The sequence below is a fragment of the Streptomyces turgidiscabies Car8 genome, assembly GCF_000331005.1.
GTDB classification, from domain to species: Bacteria; Actinomycetota; Actinomycetes; order Streptomycetales; family Streptomycetaceae; genus Streptomyces; species Streptomyces turgidiscabies.
The window spans coordinates 1-21,723 of record NZ_AEJB01000618.1 but is presented as its reverse complement, the minus strand read 5'-3'; the positions used below and the strand labels follow the sequence as shown (position 1 = coordinate 21,723).

Below are 21,723 nucleotides of genomic sequence, written 5' to 3'. Positions count from 1 at the left end.
GAACCACAGGCATCCGGGCGGCGTCGGCCGACGTGCTCAGCTGGGGCGTACGGCCATTTTGTCGAGTGCTTCGAGGAGACCGGGCAGCTCCGGGCCCCGGCCCACCGGCAGGACCTCTCCGGGCTCGTCGTCGAGCAGGACGAACGCGATGTCGTCGGTTCTGGCCACCATCGACCAGCCGGGGCCGTCGGCGCGCAGAGTCCGCGCGTCGCCGGGAGCGAAGGAGGAGCGGACGCGGCCGAGGGGCGGAGGTGTCTCCACGTACGCGCGTGCCTCCGCCATGACGCGCCGGATGCCCGCTCTGGGTCGCTTCACGACGCCGTCGGCGCGGTCCGGGGTGCCCTCGGTCGGCGCCGCGCCCCCCTCGGACGTGCCTGCGGTGTCCGCGGCACGGTCCCGGTCGGAGTCCGCCCCGGCCTTTGCCGGTTCGCCCTCGGGCGCCGCCGACCCGCCACCCGCAGGGGCGAAGTCCTCGTCACCGAGCTGCTCCCGCCAGGTCGCCCACTGGCGCGCGATCTCGTCGGCGCCCAGACGTCGCTGGGCAGGGCCCCACGTGGTGGTGTCCGGCGGAGCGAGCGGCGGCCGGTCCGCGACCTCGGGACCCGGGTCGTGCGGGGCGGGGACGTCGGGAGCCGCGACGGCGACGGCGAGAGGCCAGCCGGGCAGGGCCGCGACGACCGTGTGTTCCTCCGGCGACAGGTCGTATTCCATTCCGCAGTCCCACGACGCGATCGCGACCGCGACCAGGGACACGTCGTCGATGGCGACGGTCCACCGCGCGCCCTCGCCGTCCTGGCCGAGCACCAGCCCGTACCCGTCGGCGAGAGGCGCGAGGCCGAGCGCCGTACATGCCTCCGGATAGTCGTCACCCAGCACGCTCGGAAACTGCGCGGGCGTCAGCAGCGCCGCAGTGAGCACGTAGAGCGCGTCGTCCGCGGTGGCGACGGCTTCCTCGTCCGTCTCTGCCATCCCAGCCTCCCCATCGGTTCTTCCATCGGCGCGCACCCTAATCCGATCGGAAGGCTGTTGTCACGACTCCCACCCCTCCCGGAGCTGCTGCTTTCCTGCCGGGCAGGGGGAATCGACCGGATGTACCCGCTTCGGTCAGGTCGTCGGCAGCCCGAGGAGTTCCCGGGCCACCGTCCGCGGCGACTCGTCGCGCTCTCTGGCCAGCGCGATGACGGCCCGGCAGGCCAGCTCGTTCACCCCGAACGACAGTGCCTCCGGGGACACCCAGGCGACGGCCTCGTCCATCTGGTCCTGGTCGTCCTCCGCGCACGCCGACACATACGCGGCAGCGGCCTCGAAGAGATTGTGTGTGCGTTTCTTCCGCCCCGCGCTCTCCTGCCCTTCCGAGCGCCAGGATCGGAGGAACCTTGTGAACGATTTATGGATGCCGTCGAACACCCGGACCACCCTCCCCCTGTGTGGTTGCCATGGTTGATCGTTCATCTGCCGCTGTCCAACGTAGAGTTGGAGCGCCCACGGCAGAAGAGGGCAGCCGCGCTGAGGTCGCCACCGCGACGACGGCCGCCTAGGTCAGGCCGGGCGCACGGCCAGCACCAGAAATCGTGCGTCCTCGTCCACGTACGACGTCATGTGCCACCCCGCACCGGCCAGCAGCGGACCGAGACTGGCTTCCGCCCGCAGGTCCTCCGGGGTGAGCCGCCGGCCCTGCCGGGCAGCCAGCCCGGCCCTGCCGATCGGGTGGAACAGCGCCAGAGTGCCGCCGGGGCGCACCACGCGCGCGAGTTCCCGCAGATCCTCGCCAGGACGCGGCAGATGTGCGATCAGGCCCGCCGCGAACACGGCGTCGAGTGACTCCGAACGCAGGGGGAGGGCCGCCGCGTCGGCGAGCAGCAGCTGGCCGTCAAGGCCCCGCCCGGCCCGTACCGCGGCCTCCAGCATGGCCGGGGTCAGATCCGCGCCCAGGACCACTCCCGAGGGCCCCACGGCGGCACGCAGCGGCCTCAGGGCCCGCCCGGTGCCACAGCCGGCGTCCAGCACGCGGGCCCCCGCACGCAGTCGCAAGTCGGCGACCGCGGCGGCGTAGGCGGGCCCGTCGTCGGGGAACCTGCTGTCCCAGTCGGCCGCGCGGGCGGTGAAGAACTCCTGGACATGTGTGTGGTCGTCGCTCATGTTCCGCATGATCCCGCTGATCCCGCACAGACGCGAAGCACCCCAGGGCGCGCATGTTCGAGCTGGACGCGATCGTTCAGGCGCATTTCCCTGCCATATTTCAATACCTTTCGAAATGCGCCCCCGATGTGCGCCCATGCCCCCACTAGCGTCCCGTGGTCATGGGACACCTGGACCACGCCGCCTTCGGCTGGCTGACCCCCGCACTGTCATACGTGATGGCCTGCACAGGCGCCGCCCTCGGGTTGCGCTGCACCGTCCGTGCGCTCGGCGCGACCGGACGCTCGCGCCGCAACTGGCTCGTCACCGCGGCCTCCGCGATCGGCACCGGCATCTGGACCATGCACTTCGTGGCCATGCTCGGTTTCAGCGTCGGCGGCACCGACATCCGTTACGACGTGCCGCTGACCATCCTCAGCCTCCTCGTCGCCATGGCCGTCGTCTCCACCGGAGTCTTCGCCGTCGGCTACGGGCACGACCGGGCCCGCGCCCTTTTCATCGGCGGACTCACCACCGGGCTGGGCGTGGCGAGCATGCACTACCTCGGCATGGCCGCGGTACGCCTGCACGGTGACGTGAAGTACGACCCGGCGCTCGTCGCACTCTCCGTGGTGATCGCCGTCGTCGCGGCCACCGCGGCCCTGTGGGCGGCCCTGAACATCAAGTCGCCGATGGCGGTGACCGTCGCCTCGCTCGTCATGGGGGCGGCCGTCAGCAGCATGCACTACACCGCGATGTTCGCGGTGCGCGTGGACGTCACACCCTCCGGGGAGACACTGCCCGGGGCCACGGCGATGCAGTTCATCTTCCCCCTCGCCGTCGGCCTCGGGTCCTACCTCTTCCTGACCTCGGCGTTCGTCGCACTGTCGCCGACGGCCGGGGAACGCCGGGAATCCGAGTCCGCCCAGCGACCGGTCGACGGCGTCGCCGCCCGTCAGTGACGCACGGCGGGCCGTCCACGGCCCGCGGGCAGACCCCGAACCACCACGAGCGAGGAGGCCATGCGCACACCCCGTAGGACCCCGATACCCGGCGCCGGGACGGCGCCCCCGCCCCCGACGCGCGGACGCCGCGCACACGCCGGTCCGCCGGCCGACGAAGGCTCCGACGAATCGCTCGGAACCCTGCCCGACGAGGTGCCCTCGCGCGCGGGACGCTGGCGGCTGCGGCCGGGAACCGTCCGCGCCAAGATCGTCTGCCTGCTGATGGTGCCGGTCGTCTCGCTGCTCGCGCTGTGGGCGTACGCCACCGTCACCACGGCCCAGGACGTCGCCCGGCTGCGGCAGTTGCAGCGCGTCGACTCCCAGGTACGCGCCCCCGTCGCAGCCGCCGTCGCCGCGCTCCAGGCCGAACGCGAGGCCGCCGTACGCCGCGCCACCGATCCGGCCGCCGTCCCGGACCTCGACCTCAGGACGCTCGGCGAACACACCGACCGGACCGTGGCGAAGCTTCGCCTCGGCGACCGCAACACCGTCGCCGACGGCGAGGAACTGCCCGCCGGAGTCGCGGAGCGACTGGAAACCTTCGTCGTCGGCGTCGAACAACTGCGCACGCTGCGAGCCTCCGTACTCGACCGCCGTGCGGGATGGGCCGAGGCGTACGCGCGGTACACCGAAAGCATCTCCGATGCCTTCGCCGTGGGCGGTGCGCTCACCGGCATTCAGGACGCCCAACTCGGCTCCGACGCGCGCGTACTGCTCGAATTCTCCCGCGCGGGAGAGTCACTGGCCCAGGAGGACACCGTTCTCGCCGGGGCGCGGCTCGCCGGGCGGCTCGACGGACAGCGGCTGCGGCTCTTCACCGGAGCCGTCGACACGCGCCGCAACCTGCTGGAAGGCACCGCCTCGGACCTGCGCGGCCCGGAGCGGGCCAGCTGGCGGAACCTCGCGGCAGGTACCGCGTACGCCACGCTGGCCGACGTCGAGGACAAGGTGCTCGGCGCCCGCCCGGGCGTCAGGGCGATCGCCGCCGCACCGGAGACGACCTGGGCCAGAACGCACGCACGCGTGCAGGGCGGTATGCGGGCCATCGAGACGGACGCGGGCCACGACGTCGCGCACCGGGCCGATCCCTTCGCCCGGGGCCTGCTCACCCCGGCCGGCGCCGCGGTGCTCTTCGGCCTCGCCTCCGTCGTCGCCTCCCTGGTGATCTCCGTACGCATCGGACGGGGCCTCGTGGTCGAACTGGTGAGTCTGCGCAACAGCGCCCTGGAGATCGCCCGCCACAAACTCCCGCAGGCCATGCTGAAACTGCGCGCGGGAGAGGAGATCGACATCCGGGCCGAGGCACCTCCCGGACCGCCCGCCGAGGACGAGACCGAGCAGGTCGCGGAGGCCCTCGCCACCGTGCACCGCGCCGCGCTGCGCGCAGCCGTGGAACGCGCGGAACTCGCCAGCGGCATCTCCGGGGTCTTCGTCAACCTCGCGCGTCGCAGCCAGGTCCTCGTCCACCGCCAGCTGAGCCTCCTCGACAGCATGGAGCGCAGGTCCGACGACCCGAACGAACTGAGCGACCTGTTCCGGCTGGACCACCTCACCACCCGTATGCGGCGCCACGCGGAGAGCCTGATCATCCTCTCCGGAGCGGCGCCCGGCCGGGCCTGGCGCCTGCCGGTCTCCCTGACGAACGTGGTCCGCGCCGCCGTCTCCGAAGTCGAGGACTACGCGCGCGTGGAGGTACGCCAGTTCCCCGAGGCTGCCGTCACCGGCGCAGCCGTCGCCGACCTCACGCATCTCCTGGCCGAGATCGTCGAGAACGCGGCGCAGTTCTCACCCCCGCACACCCGGGTGCGCGTCACCGGCGAACCCGTCGGCAACGGCTACGCCGTGGAGGTCGAGGACCGGGGCCTCGGGATGGGCCGGGAGACCCTCGCGGAGGCGAACCGCCGCATCGACCAGTCCGAGGCTCTCGACCTGTTCGACAGCGACCGGCTCGGGCTCTTCGTGGTCAGCAGGCTGGCCGCGCGGCACGGCATCAAGGTGCACCTGCGGACCTCTCCCTACGGTGGGACCACCGCGGTCGTCCTGCTGCCCACAGCACTGCTGCACGGCGGCGCGGCGGAACGCTCGCCCCGCGCGGCGGTGGACCGGGAACGAGCTGTCGAGCGCGAGTACGCGCGCGTGCCCGCTGCCACCGCCCCTTCCCAGGAGCCGGTGCAGGCGTCGGCGGACCGCCCCGCACTCGTTGCTCCCGTACATGCCGTGGCGGAGACCGCCTCCGAAACCCCACCACCAGGAGTGACCGCCCTGCGACTGCACCGTCCTCCCGAGGACCCCGGCGACGCGGAGGAGAGCGACGACCTCCCGCGGCGCGTCCGACAGGCGCATCTGGCTCCCCAGCTGCGCGAACAGCGCCCGGCGGAGCCGACACGGAGGCCGGGTTCCCGCAGCGAGGAGAAGCGCACCCCGGAGGCCGTACGAGACCGCATGGCGGCCTACCACGACGGCTGGGTGCGGGGCGGCGGCAGGTCACCCGGCCGCGGAGCCGTCCGAGGTTCCGAAACCGGCAGAGACAGCAGCGAAGGAGACCGCGCATGATCAAGGACCCGGGCACGAGGGCGGAGCGGCGCTCCGGTGAACTCGACTGGCTGCTGGACGACCTCGTGCTGCGCGTCAGCGAGGTACGGCACGCGGTGGTGCTCTCCAACGACGGACTCGCGGTGGGCGCCTCCACCGATCTCGAACGCGAGGACGCCGAGCACCTCGCCGCCGTCGCCTCAGGCTTCCACAGCCTCGCCAAGGGCGCGGGACGGCACTTCGGCGCGGGTGGCGTGCGGCAGACCATGGTGGAGATGGACGACGGGTTCCTGTTCGTCGCCGCCGCGGGCGACGGCTCCTGCCTCGCGGTGCTCACCGCCGTGACCGCCGACATAGGCCTCGTGGCGTACGAGATGGCGCGGCTGGTGAAACGCGTGGGCGAGCACCTCCACACGGCGCCGCGGGCAGCGGCCCGCCCGCCCGCCGCCGGATGAGGCGAGAGGGCAGTCCGCACAGATGACCGAGGACACGACAGGCACCCTGCGGGAACCGGGCAGCCAGTGGTACGACAATGAGGCCGGGCCCCTCGTCCGCCCGTACGCCATGACGGGCGGACGCACCAAACCCGGCCCCACGGGGGTGCGCTTCGACCTGATCGCGCTCGTCACGCTCGACCTGGGCGCGCCCGGCACGGACGACGACACCGCGCTCGGCCCCGAGCACCGGACGCTCATCGACCTGTGCCGGACGGAGACGCAGTCCGTCGCCGAACTCGCCGCGGACGCGGACCTCCCCGTAGGGGTGGTGAGGGTGCTGCTCGGTGACCTCCTGGAACTGGGATGTGTCAACGTCAGCCGTCCGGTGCCGCCCGCGCAGCTGCCCGACGAGCGCATTCTGCGCGAGGTGATCGAAGGACTGAGGGCGCTGTAGATGAGAGGTCCAATTCCTGGACGGGGAGAAGCCGTTGTCATCGCGCCGCCCTCGCACACAACCAGCTGCGCCGCGCGCGGACCCACCGCGGGGGCGCGGTACACACCTATGAACGTCGACCGTTGCCGGCCCTCCTGAGAGAAGTGATCGATGGTCTCCGAGCACTCCGACGCCACGGACGACGAGACGTCCGCACTGGCGCTGAAGATTCTGGTCGCCGGCGGATTCGGCGTGGGCAAGACCACCCTGGTCGGCGCGGTCAGTGAGATCAGACCGCTGCGCACCGAGGAACTGCTGAGCGAGGCAGGCCAGTTGGTGGACGACACCGACGGCGTCGACCAGAAGGTCACCACGACCGTCGCCATGGACTTCGGCCGCATCACCATTCGCTCAGGCCTGTCCCTGTACCTGTTCGGTACGCCGGGCCAGGACCGCTTCTGGTTCCTGTGGGACGAACTCTCGCAGGGCGCCCTCGGGGCCGTAGTCCTCGCGGACACCCGCCGACTGGAAGACTGCTTCCCCGCCGTCGACTACTTCGAGCACCGCCACATCCCGTTCGTGGTGGCCGTCAACTGCTTCACCGGCGCCCGCTCCTACAACGCGCAGGACGTGTCACGCGCCCTCGACCTCGACCAGGGCACGCCCGTGGTGCTCTGCGACGCCCGCGACCGCGACTCGGGCAAGGAGGTACTGATCCGACTGGTCGAGTACGCCGGGCGGATGCACACCGCCCGGCTGCTCGACTCCGTGAGCTGATGGGAGGAGTACGCGAGTGAGGCGCGCTTCCTCAGTGGGCGACGGCGGTCTGCGCCAGCACCTTCTCGATGCGGACGCGGACGAGGAGTTCGCCGGGAACACCGTTGCGGGCGCCGAACTCCTCCGCTCGCTCCTCGCCCATGTAACGGGCGGCTATGCGCGCCGCCCAGTGCCGGACGTCGTCCAGTTCCTCCGACAGCGTCGTCCGGCCCTGGATCACGACGTAGTCGAAGGGCGGCCGGTCGTCGTCCACGCACAGCGCTATCCGGCCGTCGCGGGCCAGGTTGCGCCCCTTCACCGTCTCCTTCCCCGTGTTGAACACCAGGTCGTCACCGTCGAGCAGGAACCAGATCGGGGCCACGTGCGGGCTCCCGTCTGCCCGGACGGTCGACAGCTTTCCGGTGCGGGTGCCGTGCGAGACGAATGCCCGCCATTCCTCGTCAGTCATCTTCTGTGCCATGCGCCCATCCTGCTTGCTCGGAGGGCGGCCGTGGGGAAGGCTGGCTGACCGGATCCTTCGGCTTGGAGGACCTGCCGTACGGGGAGATTCTGAAACATGGCGGAGAAGCAAGGACTTGGCTGGCTTCTGGACGATCTGACCGATCGTGTCGAACACATACGACATGCGCTGGTCCTGTCGAACGACGGGCTGGTGACCGGCGCGAGCACAGGACTTCGACGTGAGGACGCCGAGCATCTCGCCGCCGTGTCGTCGGGCCTGCACAGCCTGGCGAAAGGCTCGGGACGCCACTTCGGCGCGGGCAGAGTGCGCCAGACCATGATCGAGTTCGACGACGCGGTGCTGTTCGTCACGGCGGCCGGCACCGGCAGCTGTCTTTGCGTGCTCAGCGCCGCAGAGGCCGACATCGGCCAGATCGCCTACGAGATGACACTGCTCGTCAATCGGGTCGGCGAACACCTCGATGTGGACGCCAGGCAACCCGAACACATTCCGACATCTGACCTCTGACCTGCGGATATGACGTCCGGGCGAGAGTTATCCACAGCCTTGCCGGGCCAGGCGTCAAACCGGATACGGTTTTTCCCGAGGCCGGCGCACACGGCGCGGGCCGTCCACTCCACGGGGGAGACCGACCATGTCAGGCATCAGCATCACGCGACCCGCTCAGACCGCCACCACACCGACCACCGGCGTGCTCCGAACCTCCGGCGCACCCTTCGCGCCGAGCCGCGCCGCACGTGAACTGGGATTGAAACGGCGAGAGTTCGACCTCGCGGTCCACCTCGGATGCGTCCGGACCGTTCCTGACGAAGGGGGCGGCGGCCGACGCGTCGACCGTGAGGAGATCCACCGGCTGCGCGACGACGAACACTTCCCCGAGACGCTGCGCGAACGCGTCCGGGCGGTGGGCACGGCCGATGGCGCGCAGCTCATGGATGTGACGCCCACCCGGTTCACCCGCCTGGCGCGACTGGGCCTGGTGACACCGGTGACCTTCTACCTCAACCGCTACCGGGCCGTGGTGTGGCTGTATCTCGCCGACGAACTACGGCAGTTCGCGCTCGGCAAGGAAAGCGCCCCACTGCTGACCGGCCGCACCTCACAGAGCCAGCGGGACCAACTCGCAGCAGGCATGGACCTGCGGCCCCGCAACTGGCGGGGACGGCAACTGGGATTCCTGCTCCGGCCGGCCGACGACCCGTGGGCGCGGGCCGCGGTCGTGGCGTCCTTCCTGGACCCCGCCCAGGTCGCGGAGATCGTCGACGACCCTTACGAACGCGTCTATGTGGACCGCTTGCGGCCGGAACAGCCGGCCCACGGCGTGCCGGGTTCGCCCACCGCCGGTCTCGCCGAACGGATCATGACGGCGGACGATCCGGACGAGATCCTCTGGCTTCGCGCGGACCTGACCGTAACCCTGGCCGAGGCCCGCGACCACCGACCGGCACCGCGTCCTGCGTCGCAACAGGCCCCGCCCGCGCACGAAGTGCCCGCGCAAGAGCGCGCCCGGCACGTGCCCCCGCAGCAGGACTGCCGACCGGAGATGGCCGGGCCGTCCGAGGGACCGGAGCGAACCCGCGGCCTGTTGGGCCGCCTGCGCGGCAGAAACCCACGACCCGCACGGGACCGCAGGCCCGCCGCGCGGGTCTGAGCCGGCCGACCTCTCAGCCCAGTTTCCGGAACAGCCCCTCCTGTACCACGGAGACGAGCAGCCTGCCCTCCACGTCGTAGATCCGGCCGCGGGCCAGCCCGCGCCCACCCGTGGCGATGGGCGACTCCTGGTCGTACAGAAACCACTCGTCCGCGCGGAACGGCCGGTGGAACCACATGGCGTGGTCCAACGAGGCCATGTCGAAGGTCCGCGGGCCGAACAGGGGCTCCACCGGGAGGCGGACGGCGTCCAGCAGCGTCATGTCGCTGGCGTACGTCAGCGCGCAGGTGTGGACCAGCGGGTCGTCCCCCAGCGGGCCGACGGTGCGCATCCACACCGCGCTGCGCGGTTCCAACTGCTGGACCTCCTCGGGGGTCCAGAGCAATCGGTCCACGTAGCGGATGTCGAAGGGCTGACGGCGCGCCATACGTTCGAAGTGCTCGGGCAGCGCGCCGAGATGCTCCTTGATCTCCTGGGTGACGTTCGGCAGGGACTCCGGGTCGGGGACCTTCCGGGCCGGCGGCAGCTGATGTTCGAAGCTGCCTTCCTCGGGTTTGTGAAAGGAGGCGGTGAGATTGAAGATCGTGCGGCCCTGCTGTACTGCCGTGACCCGCCGGGTCGTGAACGACCGGCCGTCACGGACCCTTTCGACCTGGTACACGATCGGCACGCCCGGACGGCCCGGGCGCAGGAAGTACGCGTGGAGCGAGTGCACAGGACGCTCCCCGTCCGTGGTGCGCCCGGCGGCGACCAGGGCCTGGCCCGCCACCTGGCCGCCGAAGACCCGCTGGAGGGACTCGTCGGGGCTGCGGCCGCGGAAGATGTTGACCTCGATCTGCTCCAGGTCCAACAGGTCGACGAGTCTCTCGGCTGCGTTCGTCATGGGTGCGATTCTCCTGTGCCTACAGCTGACCGACGGCCGTCACCTTGATGACCGCCCGGCTCTCCGCGTCGGATGCCACGAGGTCGACCTCCGCGCTGATGCCCCAGTCGTGGTCGCCGTTCGGGTCGGCGAAGGCCTGCCGGACGCGCCACAGCCTGTTCTCCGGCTCCTCCTCGATCATCAGCAGCCGGGGGCCACGGGCGTCGGGGCCGGTGCCGAGGTCCTCGTACTCGTCCCAGTACTTGTCCATCGCCTCGCCCCACGCGTCGGCGTCCCAGCCGGCCTCCGCGTCCAGCTCACCGAGAGCCCCCACCTGGTCGAGCGCGGCCAGTTCGACGCGGCGGAACATGGCGTTGCGGACGAGGACACGGAAGGCTCGCGCGTTGGCCGTGACCGGCTTGACCTGGTCAGCCTTCTCCTGGGCCTCCTCGGCGGTCATCACCTCCGGGTTGGCGAGCTGTTCCCACTCGTCCAGGAGGCTGGAGTCGACCTGACGCACCATCTCGCCCAGCCAGGCGATCAGATCCTGCAGGTCCTCGGACTTGAGGTCGTCGGGGACGGTGTGGTCGAGGGCCTTGAAGGCGCCGGCGAGATAGCGCAGCACGATGCCCTCGGTGCGGGCCAGATCGTAGTGGGAAACCAACTCGGTGAAGGACATGGCGCGTTCGTACATGTCACGGATGACGGACTTGGGGGAGAGAGGATGATCGCCGACCCACGGGTGGCTCTTGCGGTAGGTGTCGTAGGCGTGGAAGAGCAGCTCTTCCAGCGGCTTCGGGTACGAGACGTCCTGGAGGCGCTCCATGCGCTCCTCGTACTCGACGCCGTCCGCCTTCATCGCGGCGACCGCCTCACCGCGCGCCTTGTTCTGCTGGGCCGCGAGAATCTGGCGCGGGTCATCCAGCGTGGACTCGACGACCGACACCATGTCCAGCGCGTACGACGGCGACTCCGGGTCCAGGAGGTCGAACGAGGCCAGCGCGAAAGTCGACAGCGGCTGGTTCAGCGCGAAGTCCTGCTGAAGATCCACCGTCAGGCGCACGATGCGTCCCGTCGGGTCGGGCTCGTCCAGCTTCTCGACCACACCGCCGTCCAGCAGCGAGCGGTAGATGGCGATCGCGCGCCGGATGTGCCGCAGCTGCTGCTTACGCGGCTCGTGGTTGTCCTCCAACAGGTGCCGCATCGCGTCGAAGGCGTTGCCGGGGCGGGCGATCACCGACAGCAGCATCGTGTGAGTCACCCGGAAGCGGGAGGTCAGCGGCTCCGGATCGGAGGTGATCAGCTTCTCGAAGGTGCTGTCCGACCAGCCGACAAAACCCTCGGGCGCTTTCTTGCGGACCACCTTGCGGCGCTTCTTCGGGTCGTCGCCCGCCTTGGCGAGCGACTTCTCGTTCTCGATGACGTGCTCGGGCGCCTGCGCGACGACGAAGCCCGCCGTGTCGAAGCCCGCGCGGCCCGCCCGGCCGGCGATCTGGTGGAACTCACGCGCGCGCAGGGTCCGTACGCGATTGCCGTCGTACTTCGTCAGCGCCGTGAACAGCACCGTACGGATCGGCACATTGACGCCGACGCCGAGGGTGTCCGTGCCGCAGATGACCTTCAACAGGCCCGCCTGGGCCAGCTTCTCGACCAGTCGGCGGTACTTGGGAAGCATGCCGGCGTGGTGGACACCGATGCCGTGCCGGACGTAACGGGACAGGTTCTGGCCGAACTTGGTGGTGAAGCGGAAGTTGCCGATCAGGTCGGCGATCTTGTCCTTCTCCTCACGCGTGCACATGTTGATACTCATCAGCGCCTGCGCCCGCTCCACCGCCTGCGCCTGCGTGAAGTGCACGATGTAGACGGGCGCCTGCCTCGTCTCCAGCAGCTCCGTCAGCGTCTCGGTCATCGGCGTCAGCTTGTACTCGTACGACAGCGGGACCGGACGGGTCGCCGAGCGGACCACCGAGGTCGGGCGGCCGGTGCGGCGGGTGAGGTCCTTCTCGAACATCGCGACGTCGCCCAGCGTCGCCGACATCAGGATGAACTGCGCCTGCGGCAGTTCGAGAATCGGGATCTGCCAGGCCCAGCCGCGGTCGCCCTCGGCGTAGAAGTGGAACTCGTCCATCACGACCTGGTTGACATCCGCCTGCCTGCCGTCGCGCAGCGCGATGGACGCCAGCACCTCGGCCGTGCAGCAGATGACGGGGGCATCGGAGTTGACCGAGGCGTCGCCGGTCAGCATGCCGACGTTCTCCGTGCCGAAGATCTTGCAGAGCTCGAAGAACTTCTCCGAGACCAGGGCCTTGATCGGAGCGGTGTAGAAGGTGACCTCGTCCCGGGCCAGCGCGGCGAAGTGGGCGCCCGCCGCGATCATGCTCTTGCCGGACCCGGTGGGCGTCGACACGATCACGTTCGCACCCGAGACCACCTCGATCAGCGCCTCCTCCTGGTGCGGGTAGAGCGTGAGACCGCGCTCCTGGGCCCACGACTCGAAGGCTTCGTAGAGGGCGTCGGGGTCTGCGGTCTGCGGCAGCTGATCGATGAGGGTCACGCCCCCATCTTGCCTGTGATCCCAGGTGATGGGGGAATCGGCTGCCCGTCCGAAGATCATGGCCGCTACGCTGTGTCGCCGACGGAGCGTCAGCGCACCCGGTCAACTGGACAGCAGCGTACGAGGAATAGGGCGGGAAACGGCCATGATGGGACCAGCACACTCACTCTCGGGGGCCGCTGCCTGGCTCGGTGTCGGAGCCGCCGCGGCCGCGGCGGGCAAGCCGATGCCCTGGCCGGTGGTCCTGGTCGGTGCCCTGATCTGCGCCGGTGCCGCACTGGCCCCGGATCTCGACCACAAGGCGGCGACGATCTCGCGAGCCTTCGGACCGATCTCGCGCGGTCTGTGCGAGATCGTCGACAAGCTCTCCTACGCCGTCTACAAGGCGACGAAGAAGCAGGGCGATCCGCGTCGCTCGGGCGGGCACCGGACGCTGACCCACACCTGGCTGTGGGCGGTGCTGATCGGCGCGGGCGCCTCCGCCGTCGCCATCACCGGGGGCCGCTGGGGGGTGCTGGCGCTCCTCTTCGTGCACATCGTGCTCGCCATCGAAGGTCTGCTGTGGCGGGCGACCCGTGGCTCCAGCGCCGACATCCTGGTCTGGCTGCTGGCCGCGACCAGTGCCTGGATCCTGGCCGGTGTGCTGGACAAGCCGGGCAACGGCTCGGACTGGCTGTTCACCGACCCGGGGCAGACGTATCTGTGGCTCGGGCTGCCGATCGTGCTGGGCGCGCTGGTGCACGACATCGGGGACGCGCTGACGGTGTCCGGCTGCCCGGTCCTGTGGCCGATCCCGATCGGCCGCAAGCGCTGGCACCCGATCGGTCCGCCGAAGGCACTGCGGTTCCGGGCGGGCAGCTGGGTCGAGCTGAAGGTGCTCATGCCGGCGTTCATGCTGCTCGGGGGAGTGGGCTGCGCGGCGGCGCTCAACTTCATCTGAGGCCGATCCGCCGGACGCCGGCTGCCGAGACGGTTGTCTCAGCTCTGGCCCTCTGTGCCGCCGTACCGCCGTTCGAAAGCGGCGACGCGGCCCTCGGTGTCCACCGTCCGCGCCTTGCCGGTGTAGAACGGGTGACTCTCCGAGGAGATCTCCACGTCCACGACCGGGTACGTCTCGCCGTCGTCCCACTCGATGGTCTGCTCGCTCGTCGCGGTGGACCGGGTCAGGAAGGCGTATCCGGCGGCCCGGTCCCGGAAGACGACCGGCTGGTAGGCGGGCTGCTTGTCCTGCTGCATGGGTGCTCTCCTCCATCGAACGGTCGACGGCCCCACCGGGCCCTCGGGGCAGGGGGACGGTCAGCCGGACAGGGCGTCCTCGTCGACGATGTGCATCGCGGCCTCCTCGGCCGAGGCCGCGGCGCCGTCGATCCCCACGTCGGTGGCGATCAGCCCGCTCTCCCCGTCCTCGTGCGCGCCCTCGTTCGGGGCCACCAGACGACCGGAGCGGGCGGCGCCCACCTCGTTGTCCAGCGGCTCGCCGTCGGTCCCCGCGCAGTCGCCGATGCCGTCGCCCTCCGATGCCGCGATGTCCGGCAGTTCCTCGGCGAGGCGCTGGTCCAGCGTCTCGCCCCGGCGACGCTCCGCCGCCGTCACACCGGAGCGCTCCACCGCCCAGGGCCGGTCCGGAGGGGACCAGCCGCGGTCGAGGGGGTCGTCGACTCCGTCGGTGACCAGGGTGTCCTCGGCGTCCAGCAGACCCGCGTCGTCCTGTACCTCGGATCCGTCGGGCTGGTAGACGTCGTCTCCCCATCCCTCGTCACTGTCCACGGGTACCTCCAGGTGCGTGGGGGCCGGCCCCGGCGCCGCCCACAGGGGCGGGCAGCCGCTTCCAGCGTTCCACTCATCGTCGGGACCGCGCAACGGGACGAAGCCGACCCGGCCCCGTCCCGCCGCCCGGCCACGGGCGCGTCACCCGTGCCACGACCGCCACAGGGCCGCGTACGCACCGTCCGCCTCGACCAGCTCGTCGTGGCTGCCCAGCTCGCTGATCCGGCCGTTCTCCACGACGGCGATGACGTCCGCGTCATGGGCCGTGTGCAGCCGGTGGGCGATGGCGACGACCGTACGGCCGTCCAGGACCCGGGCCAGGGACCGCTCCAGATGACGGGCCGCTCGCGGGTCGAGGAGCGAGGTCGCCTCGTCCAGGACCAGCGTGTGCGGGTCGGCCAGGACCAGCCGGGCCAGCGCGATCTGCTGGGCCTGCGCCGGGGTCAGCGCGGCCCCGCCCGACCCGACCTCGGTGTCCAGGCCCTCGTCGAGCGCCCGGGCCCAGCCGTCCGCGTCGACCGCACCCAGCGCCGCCCACAACTCGGCGTCCCCCGCGTCCGTACGGGCGAGCAGCAGGTTGTCGCGCAGGGAGCCGACGAAGACGTGGTGCTCCTGGTTGACCAGTGCTACGTGCGAGCGGACCTCCTCGGCGGGCATCCTGGACAGTTCGGCGCCGCCCATCGTGATGTGGCCGGTCCGTGGGGCGTAGATCCCGGCGAGCAGCCTGCCCAGCGTGGACTTCCCCGCCCCCGAGGGGCCCACCAGAGCCAGCCGGGTGCCGGGTGCGACCTCCAGGGAGACCTTGCGCAGTACGTCCACTCCCTCCCGGTAGCCGAAGTGCACCTGGTCCGCGTGCACGTCACGGCCCTCCGGGGCCAGCGAGGAGTCCCCGGCGTCCGGCTCGATGTCCCGGACCCCGACCAGCCGGGCCAGCGACACCTGGGCGACCTGGAGCTCGTCGTACCAGCGCAGGATGATCCCGACCGGGTCGACGAGCATCTGGGCGAGCAGCGCGCTGGTGGTCAGCTGGCCCACGTCGATCCAGCCTTGGAGCACGAACACCCCGCCGACCATGAGCACCGAGCACAGCACGGTCACATGGGTGGCGTTGATGACCGGGAAGAGCACGCACCGCAGCCACAGCGTGTAACGCTCCCAGGCCGTCCACTCCCTGACCCGCCGGTCCGACAGCTCGATCCGGCGGTCGCCCAGGCGATGGGCCTCGATGGTCCGCCCGGCGTCCACGGTCTCCGCGAGCACGGCGGCGACAGCGGCGTACCCGGCGGCCTCCGCACGGTAGCCGGTGGGCGCGCGCCGGAAGTACCAGCGGCAGCCGACCGTCAGCAGTGGCACGGCGAGCAGCACGGCGGGCGCCAGCGGCGGCGCGGTGACGACGAGACCGCCGAGCAGCAGCGCAGCCCACACCACTCCGATGGCGAGCTGGGGGACCGCTTCGCGCATCGCGTTGGCGAGCCGGTCGATGTCGGTGGTGATGCGGGAGAGCAGGTCACCTGTGCCTGCCCGCTCCAGGACCCCGGGCGGCAGCCCGACCGCACGGACGAGGAAGTCCTCGCGCAGGTCGGCCAGCATCCGCTCGCCGAGCATCGCGCCGCGCAACCGCACCTGCCGAACGAACACGGCCTGCACGACCAGCGCGACGGCGAACAGGCCGACGGTGAGCTCCAGATGGAGTTCCCGGGTGTGGTCCGAGACCCGCTCGACGAGGTCACCCAGCAGGTAGGGGCCGGCCATGGAGGCCATGACGGCGACCGTGTTGACGGTGACCAGGAGCAGGAAGGCACGGCGGTGCCTGCGGAACAGTTCGGCCACGTAGGCGCGTACGGTCGCGGGGGCGCCGACCGGCAGGGTGCTCGCCGTCGTCGGGGCCGCCGGGTCGTACGCCGGTGGCGCCACGCCGATCATGCCGTCTCTCCGATTTCCTTGAGTTCTTCGAGTTCGTTCAGGTCGTTCAGGTCGTCCAGCTCGTCGCCCACGGACGCCTCGTCCTCGGTCTCACGGGTCACCACGGCCCGGTACCGCGGATCCGTGTGCACCAGTTCACGGTGCACACCGACGGCCGCGACCTCGGCGTCGTGGACCAGCACGACCCGGTCCGCGTGGTCGAGGAGCAGCGGTGAGGAGGTGAACACGACCGTCGTCCGGCCGGCGCGCAACTCCCGCACCCCGTCAGCGATCCGGGCCTCGGTGTGCGAGTCGACCGCCGACGTCGGTTCGTCGAGGACGAGCACCTCGGGGTCGGTGATCAGCGACCGGGCCAGCGCCAGTCGCTGGCGCTGCCCGCCCGACAACGACCGTCCGCGCTCGGTGATCCGCGCGTCCAAAGGGTCCTCGGCGTCCAGCGAGCCCTGTACGAGCGCCTCCAGCACGTCCCCGCACTGTGCGGCGGCCAGTGCGTCGGCGGCACTCACCGCGCCCGAGGAGGGCACGTCGAGCAGTTCGCGCAGCGAACCGGAGAGCAGCACAGGGTCCTTGTCCTGGACGAGGACGGCCGTGCGGGTACTGGAGAGCGGCAGCTCGTCCAGCGGTACGCCACCGAGGAGCGCCGACGTGCCCTTCTCGGAAGGGTGTCCGCCGAGCCGCTCCGCCAGCAGACCCGCCGCGTCCGGATCACCGCACACCACGGCGGTCAGACACCCGGCGGGTGCCAGCAGCCCGGTCGCGGGGTCGTACAGATCCCCGGTCGGCACCACCGCGTCGAGTGAGCCCGCGGTGTCCGTGGCGCGCTCCAGGGACAGCACCCGCGCGGCCCGTTTCGCGGACGGCCGGGAGAAGGAGTACGCCATGGCGATCTCCTCGAAGTGGCGCAGCGGATACGACAGCAGCATGACCGCGCTGTACACGGTGACCAGTTCCCCGACGGTGATCCGGCCCTGCCTGGCCAGGTGCACGCCGTGCCAGACGACCGCGATCATCAGCAGGCCCGGCAGCAGCACCTGGATCGCCGAGATCAGTGCCCACATACGGGCGCTGCGCACGGCCGCGTGCCGCACTTCCTGCGAGGCCCGGCGATAGCGGTCGAGGAAGAGTTCCTCGCCGCCGATGCCACGCAGCACCCGCAGTCCCGCGACGGTGTCCGAGGCCAGCTCGGTGGCGCGTCCCGCCTTCTCGCGCTGGAAGTCGGCCCGCCGGGTGGCCCTGGGCAGCAGCGGCAGTACGGCGAGGGCGAGAACCGGGATGCCCACGGCGACGACGATGCCGAGGGCCGGCTGGTAGACGTACAGGCCGACGCAGACCAGGACGATGGTCAGTGCGGCGGCGGTGAACCGGGAGACGGCCTCGACGAACCAGCCGATCTTCTCCACGTCCCCCGTGGAGACGGCGACGATCTCACCGGCCGCGACCCGCCGCGTCAGCGCGGATCCCAACTGGGCGGTCCTGCGGGCCAGCAGTTGCTGGACCCGGGCGGCGGCCGTGATCCAGTTGGTGACGGCGGCCCGGTGCAGCATGCTGTCGCCGAGTGCGATCGCCACACCGCACAGCACCATCAGCCCGCCCGCGAGGGCCAGCTTCTGGCCCGAGCGGTCGACGACCGCCTGGACGGCGAATCCGACGCCGAACGGCAGCCCGGAGACGGCCACGAAGTGCACCAGTCCCCAGGCGAGGGAGGTGAGCTGCCCACCGAGCTGGTTACGGAAGAGCCACCACAGGAATCTGGGGCCGGAGCGCGCGTCGGGTACACCGGGGTCCGGATACGGAAGGTCTTGGATCTTCATGACGTCCCAGTGGCTCGCATCTCGCATGAGGGGGTGAATGTGGGGGGTGGGAGGGGCCGGGAAGGCCGACAACGGGCCGTGAAAGGTTCGCTTCACACCGTGCTCGGAGGCAAACGGTTTTCCGGCGAGAGGCGTTGATTCGGCCTGATTGGCGGTTGTTCGCCTCATTGCCGTGCGGGGCCGAATGGCCGTAGAACACCGGCCATGAGAAGCCGGATCTTCATGTCCATGCTTGCCGGAGCGACCCTTCTGGCGGGCACCCTCCTCGGGGCGGGTCCAGCCCAGTCCGCCGTAGGAGCCGCCCGCCCGGTCGACGTCCCCGCCGAGTTCGGCACCGACTGGCACGACCCGGTCACCGCCGCACCACCGGTCACCCGGCCGGTCGGTAAACCGTCCTGCGAAGTCACCGTCGCAGAGGCCCAGTTCAAGGACTTCACGCCCTTCGAGGGCGCGTACACACCCCCCAGTGGCTGCGGCGCGAGCTGGAGCAAGGTCGTGCTTCGGATGGACGGCAAGGTCAAGGGCCGTCAGTACGACCGCCTCGGCTACCTCCACATCGGTGGTGTCGAGGTTCTCAGGACCTCCACTCCGCAGCCCTCGCCCGACGGCATCTCCTGGTCCGTCGAGAAGGACGTCACGCGCTACAGCGACACCCTGAGCAGGGCCCAGCCCGTCGAGATGCTCATCGGCAACGTTGTCGACGGCACCTACACCGGCATCCTCGACGTCGAGGTCACGCTGACGTTCTACGCGGGGAAACCCGCCGCACAGGACACCCCCGACCGCGTTCTCACCCTCCACGACGGCACCCTCACCACTCCGCGCAACAGCGAACGCATTGTCGCCGAGGTGTACGCGACGGGGTCCGGCGGCGGCTGCGAGGAGTACTGGTACCTCACGGTCCCGGATGCCGCTCCCTACTCCTGCAAGGCCACGGGCGGCCCGTACCGCGAGGTGCAGATCAAAGTCGACGGCCAACTGGCCGGAATCGCCGCCCCGTTCCCGACTGTGTGGACCGGCGGCTGGTCCAACCCCTTTCTCTGGTACGTGATCCCGGGACCGCGCGCCTTCGACATCAAACCGATCGAATACGATCTGACCCCCTTCGCCGGGCTCCTCAACGACGGCCGCCCGCATGACGTGGAGGTCTCGGTCGTCGGCGTCCCGGAAGGGCAGGCCGGCTGGAGCACCCCCGTCAACGTCCTCGTCTGGCAGGACGCCGAGCGCGCGCGGGTCACCGGCCGGCTCACCGTCCGCCACGCGGGCGAACTCGTCAACTCCTCGACGTACACGCCCGGTTCGGCCGACGAGCAGCACCGCCTCGACACCGACGGCGCGCACCGGCTGACCGTCGCCGGGTACGTCGACACCTCGCACGGCCGGGTCGTCACCACCGTCAGCCGCGCCCTCACCAACACCTCCGTGCACCGCTGGACCGACGGCGAGAACACCGACGGTCTCACCGGCATCTGGACGGACGCCGAGAACGTCACCGTCGACGGGCGCGGGCCGGCCGGAACGACCCGCACGGCACGGACGTACACGATGGACGGCACGACCACGCTCGGCGCGGGCGACCGGCTGCGGACCGTGCTGACACTGGGCGACCGGGAGGCCGTCACCGAGACGGCGGCGGGCCGGCGTACGGCGTGGTCGTGGCTCGACGACGCGTACGCGGGCGACGCGACGTATACGGCGAACGTGCCGCGCGACCAGCGGCACGCCGTCGGGACGACGAGCGAGCGCTACCGGCTGTACGGCTCGTCCGGATGCCACGACCGTGCGCTGGTGACCGTGCAGGGAGTCCTCACGCGGGACCGGAGCCGCTGCTGACGGAGCCGCGAAGCGCACTGTGAGCGCCCTGTGAGGGCGGCCGATGATTTACACGGCTGTCATACGCAGGTTGCAGACGACGCGAACAGCTGATCAATAGTGTGCGACGCGGAAGCACTTTTCCGCATCCCAGAAACCTCCTGGAGGAGTGCTCGTGCCGCAGTCCGTACCGTCCCTGCCGCGTCGCGTCGCACGCATATTGCGTACCTCACTGTTCGCGCAGGTTGCCTGCGCGCTCGTACTCGGAATCGTCGTCGGGAAGCTGTGGCCCGACGTGGCCACGGATCTTCAGCCGCTCGGCGACGGTTTCACCCGGCTCATCAAGACGATCATCTCGCCGCTCGTGTTCTGCGTGGTCGTCGTCGGCATCGCCAAGGCCGGCGACCTGAAGGCGTTCGGCCGGATCGGGCTCAAGGCCCTCATCTGGTTCGAGGTGGCGAGCACGCTCGCCCTGATCATCGGGCTTCTCGCCGCCAACCTGGTGCAGCCCGGCTCGGGGATGAACGTCGACCCGTCCACGCTCGACACCTCGGCGGTCGACGCGAAGACGGGCGGCGGCTCGCTGCCCTCGACGACCGAGTTCATCGTCAACGCCATCCCCACCAGCTTCGTCGGCGCCTTCGCCGAGAACGAACTCCTCCAGGTGCTGATCCTGGCCTGTCTGGTGGGCGCCGCGCTGCTCCACCTCGGCCACACCAAGGTGCCGAAGGTGCTGCCCGCCATCGAGCAGGCCCAGGAGATCATCTTCGCGGTCGTCGGCTTCATCATGCGGCTCGCCCCGATCGCCGTGTTCGGCGCGATGGCCGTCCTGATCGGGCAGTACGGACTCGGCGTGATCGAGACGTACGCCAAGCTGATCATCCTCTGCTACGCCGCTGCCGCGCTCTTCATCGCGCTGCTGGGCGTCGCCCTCAAGATGGTCACCGGGCTCAGCCTCTGGAAGTTCCTGCGCTACATCCGTGAGGAGATGCTCCTCGCGCTGGGCACCGCCTCCACCGAGTCCGTGATGCCCCGAGTGATGCTGAAACTGCGCAGGGCCGGTGCCCGCGACGACGCGGTCGGGCTGGTGCTGCCCACCGGGTACTCCTTCAACCTCGACGGCGCCTCGCTCTACCTCTCCATCGGCACGCTGTTCATCGCCCAGGCCGTGGGCGTGGACCTCAGCCTCGGCCAGCAGATCACCGTAATTCTGGTGCTCATGCTCACCAGCAAGGGCATGGCCGGCATCCCCGGTTCGGCCTTCCTCGCCCTGTCCGCGACCGCCTCCTCGCTCGGCGCCATCCCGGCCGGAGCCGTCGCCCTGCTCCTCGGTGTCGACCGCATCATGGACTCGATGCGCGTCGTCACGAACCTGCTCGGCAACTGCGTCGCCGTCTTCGCGGTCTCCCGCTGGGAGGGCGCCCTGGACCTGGAGCGCGCGAAGAAGGTACTGGACGGCGACATCGTGATCGCCGAAGACACGGACGACGCCGATGACACCGGAGCGGCCGAAAGTGCCGAAGAGTCCGAGGCGGCCACCGTCAAGGAACCGGCGAGCTGACCTGCCCCGCTCGAACGG

The 21,723-nt window shown here is 70.6% G+C and carries 20 protein-coding genes; 10 read left to right on the top strand and 10 right to left on the bottom strand.

Going from position 1 to position 21,723, the window contains the following annotated elements; genetic code table 11:
* Positions 1-36 precede the first annotated feature (36 nt).
* From STRTUCAR8_RS42845 to STRTUCAR8_RS42835, 3 genes are all read right to left on the bottom strand, one after another.
* Positions 37-969 (bottom strand): flagellar biosynthesis protein FlhF, encoded by a 933-nt coding sequence (locus tag STRTUCAR8_RS42845; RefSeq protein ID WP_006382674.1) that lies wholly within the window; start codon positions 967-969, stop codon positions 37-39.
* Between the two features lie 135 nt (positions 970-1,104).
* Positions 1,105-1,407 carry a hypothetical protein gene (locus STRTUCAR8_RS42840; protein WP_006382687.1) on the bottom strand — a complete coding sequence of 101 codons (303 nt, stop codon included), beginning with the start codon at positions 1,405-1,407 and terminating at the stop codon, positions 1,105-1,107.
* 132 nt (positions 1,408-1,539) lie between these two features.
* Entirely contained in the window at positions 1,540-2,148 is a 609-nt protein-coding gene (locus tag STRTUCAR8_RS42835; RefSeq protein WP_006382698.1) for a class I SAM-dependent methyltransferase, read from the bottom strand.
* Positions 2,149-2,300: 152 nt separating this feature from the next.
* Between STRTUCAR8_RS42835 and STRTUCAR8_RS42830 the strand changes: the two genes are divergently transcribed.
* The 5 genes from STRTUCAR8_RS42830 (at position 2,301) to STRTUCAR8_RS42810 (ending at position 7,301) form a co-directional block, all read left to right on the top strand.
* Positions 2,301-3,080: an MHYT domain-containing protein gene (locus tag STRTUCAR8_RS42830; RefSeq protein WP_044473861.1), complete on the top strand. Its 780-nt coding sequence runs from the start codon at positions 2,301-2,303 to the stop codon at positions 3,078-3,080.
* 60 nt (positions 3,081-3,140) lie between these two features.
* Positions 3,141-5,675 carry a sensor histidine kinase gene (locus STRTUCAR8_RS42825; RefSeq protein WP_006382690.1) on the top strand — a complete coding sequence of 845 codons (2,535 nt, stop codon included), beginning with the start codon at positions 3,141-3,143 and terminating at the stop codon, positions 5,673-5,675.
* Entirely contained in the window at positions 5,672-6,109 is a 438-nt protein-coding gene (locus STRTUCAR8_RS42820) for a roadblock/LC7 domain-containing protein (RefSeq protein ID WP_006382676.1), read from the top strand. The genes STRTUCAR8_RS42825 and STRTUCAR8_RS42820 overlap by 4 nt, the downstream gene beginning before the upstream one ends.
* Before the next feature lie 22 nt (positions 6,110-6,131).
* Positions 6,132-6,545 (top strand): DUF742 domain-containing protein, encoded by a 414-nt coding sequence (locus STRTUCAR8_RS42815; protein WP_006382675.1) that lies wholly within the window; start codon positions 6,132-6,134, stop codon positions 6,543-6,545.
* 150 nt (positions 6,546-6,695) lie between these two features.
* On the top strand, positions 6,696-7,301 hold the full coding sequence (locus tag STRTUCAR8_RS42810) for a GTP-binding protein (RefSeq protein WP_006382692.1): 606 nt from the start codon (positions 6,696-6,698) through the stop codon (positions 7,299-7,301).
* Positions 7,302-7,332: 31 nt separating this feature from the next.
* Here the strand turns inward: STRTUCAR8_RS42810 and STRTUCAR8_RS42805 are convergent, their stop codons facing one another.
* Positions 7,333-7,761, bottom strand: a complete 429-nt coding sequence (locus STRTUCAR8_RS42805) for a PPOX class F420-dependent oxidoreductase (RefSeq protein WP_006382700.1) — start codon at positions 7,759-7,761, stop codon at positions 7,333-7,335.
* 96 nt (positions 7,762-7,857) lie between these two features.
* On the opposite strand from STRTUCAR8_RS42805, the gene STRTUCAR8_RS42800 reads away from it, so the two are divergent.
* Together STRTUCAR8_RS42800 and STRTUCAR8_RS42795 are read left to right on the top strand one after the other, a co-directional pair.
* Positions 7,858-8,271, top strand: coding sequence for a roadblock/LC7 domain-containing protein (locus STRTUCAR8_RS42800; RefSeq protein ID WP_006382689.1), 414 nt, complete (start codon positions 7,858-7,860; stop codon positions 8,269-8,271).
* Between the two features lie 127 nt (positions 8,272-8,398).
* The gene (locus STRTUCAR8_RS42795; RefSeq protein WP_006382679.1) at positions 8,399-9,415 is read left to right on the top strand and encodes a DUF6397 family protein; all 1,017 of its coding nucleotides are present in this window, start codon (positions 8,399-8,401) and stop codon (positions 9,413-9,415) included.
* A gap of 13 nt (positions 9,416-9,428) precedes the next feature.
* On the opposite strand, the gene STRTUCAR8_RS42790 is transcribed toward STRTUCAR8_RS42795, so the two are convergent.
* Positions 9,429-10,298 (bottom strand): acyl-CoA thioesterase, encoded by an 870-nt coding sequence (locus STRTUCAR8_RS42790; protein WP_006382683.1) that lies wholly within the window; start codon positions 10,296-10,298, stop codon positions 9,429-9,431.
* A gap of 19 nt (positions 10,299-10,317) precedes the next feature.
* A complete protein-coding gene (locus STRTUCAR8_RS42785; RefSeq protein WP_006382686.1) occupies positions 10,318-12,831 on the bottom strand; it encodes a DEAD/DEAH box helicase in 2,514 nt (837 codons plus the stop codon).
* A gap of 145 nt (positions 12,832-12,976) precedes the next feature.
* Here STRTUCAR8_RS42785 and STRTUCAR8_RS42780 point away from each other — a divergent pair, with 145 nt between their 5' ends.
* Positions 12,977-13,771: a metal-dependent hydrolase gene (locus STRTUCAR8_RS42780; RefSeq protein WP_006382691.1), complete on the top strand. Its 795-nt coding sequence runs from the start codon at positions 12,977-12,979 to the stop codon at positions 13,769-13,771.
* A 38-nt stretch (positions 13,772-13,809) separates the two neighbouring features.
* Here the strand turns inward: STRTUCAR8_RS42780 and STRTUCAR8_RS42775 are convergent, their stop codons facing one another.
* The 4 genes from STRTUCAR8_RS42775 to STRTUCAR8_RS42760 form a co-directional block, all read right to left on the bottom strand.
* The gene (locus STRTUCAR8_RS42775) at positions 13,810-14,067 is read right to left on the bottom strand and encodes a type B 50S ribosomal protein L31 (protein WP_006382684.1); all 258 of its coding nucleotides are present in this window, start codon (positions 14,065-14,067) and stop codon (positions 13,810-13,812) included.
* A gap of 60 nt (positions 14,068-14,127) precedes the next feature.
* Entirely contained in the window at positions 14,128-14,598 is a 471-nt protein-coding gene (locus tag STRTUCAR8_RS42770; protein ID WP_006382694.1) for a DUF5709 domain-containing protein, read from the bottom strand.
* A gap of 141 nt (positions 14,599-14,739) precedes the next feature.
* Positions 14,740-16,521: an ABC transporter ATP-binding protein gene (locus STRTUCAR8_RS42765; protein ID WP_006382688.1), complete on the bottom strand. Its 1,782-nt coding sequence runs from the start codon at positions 16,519-16,521 to the stop codon at positions 14,740-14,742.
* Complete coding sequence (locus tag STRTUCAR8_RS42760; protein ID WP_044473860.1) at positions 16,518-18,332, bottom strand: ABC transporter transmembrane domain-containing protein; 1,815 nt, start codon at positions 18,330-18,332, stop codon at positions 16,518-16,520. Before STRTUCAR8_RS42760 ends, STRTUCAR8_RS42765 begins: the two co-directional genes overlap by 4 nt.
* Positions 18,333-18,536: 204 nt before the next feature.
* Here STRTUCAR8_RS42760 and STRTUCAR8_RS42755 point away from each other — a divergent pair, with 204 nt between their 5' ends.
* Together STRTUCAR8_RS42755 and STRTUCAR8_RS42750 are read left to right on the top strand one after the other, a co-directional pair.
* Entirely contained in the window at positions 18,537-20,165 is a 1,629-nt protein-coding gene (locus STRTUCAR8_RS42755; RefSeq protein ID WP_006382680.1) for a peptide-N4-asparagine amidase, read from the top strand.
* A 154-nt stretch (positions 20,166-20,319) separates the two neighbouring features.
* Positions 20,320-21,705, top strand: a complete 1,386-nt coding sequence (locus tag STRTUCAR8_RS42750) for a C4-dicarboxylate transporter DctA (RefSeq protein WP_006382681.1) — start codon at positions 20,320-20,322, stop codon at positions 21,703-21,705.
* Positions 21,706-21,723 lie beyond the last annotated feature (18 nt).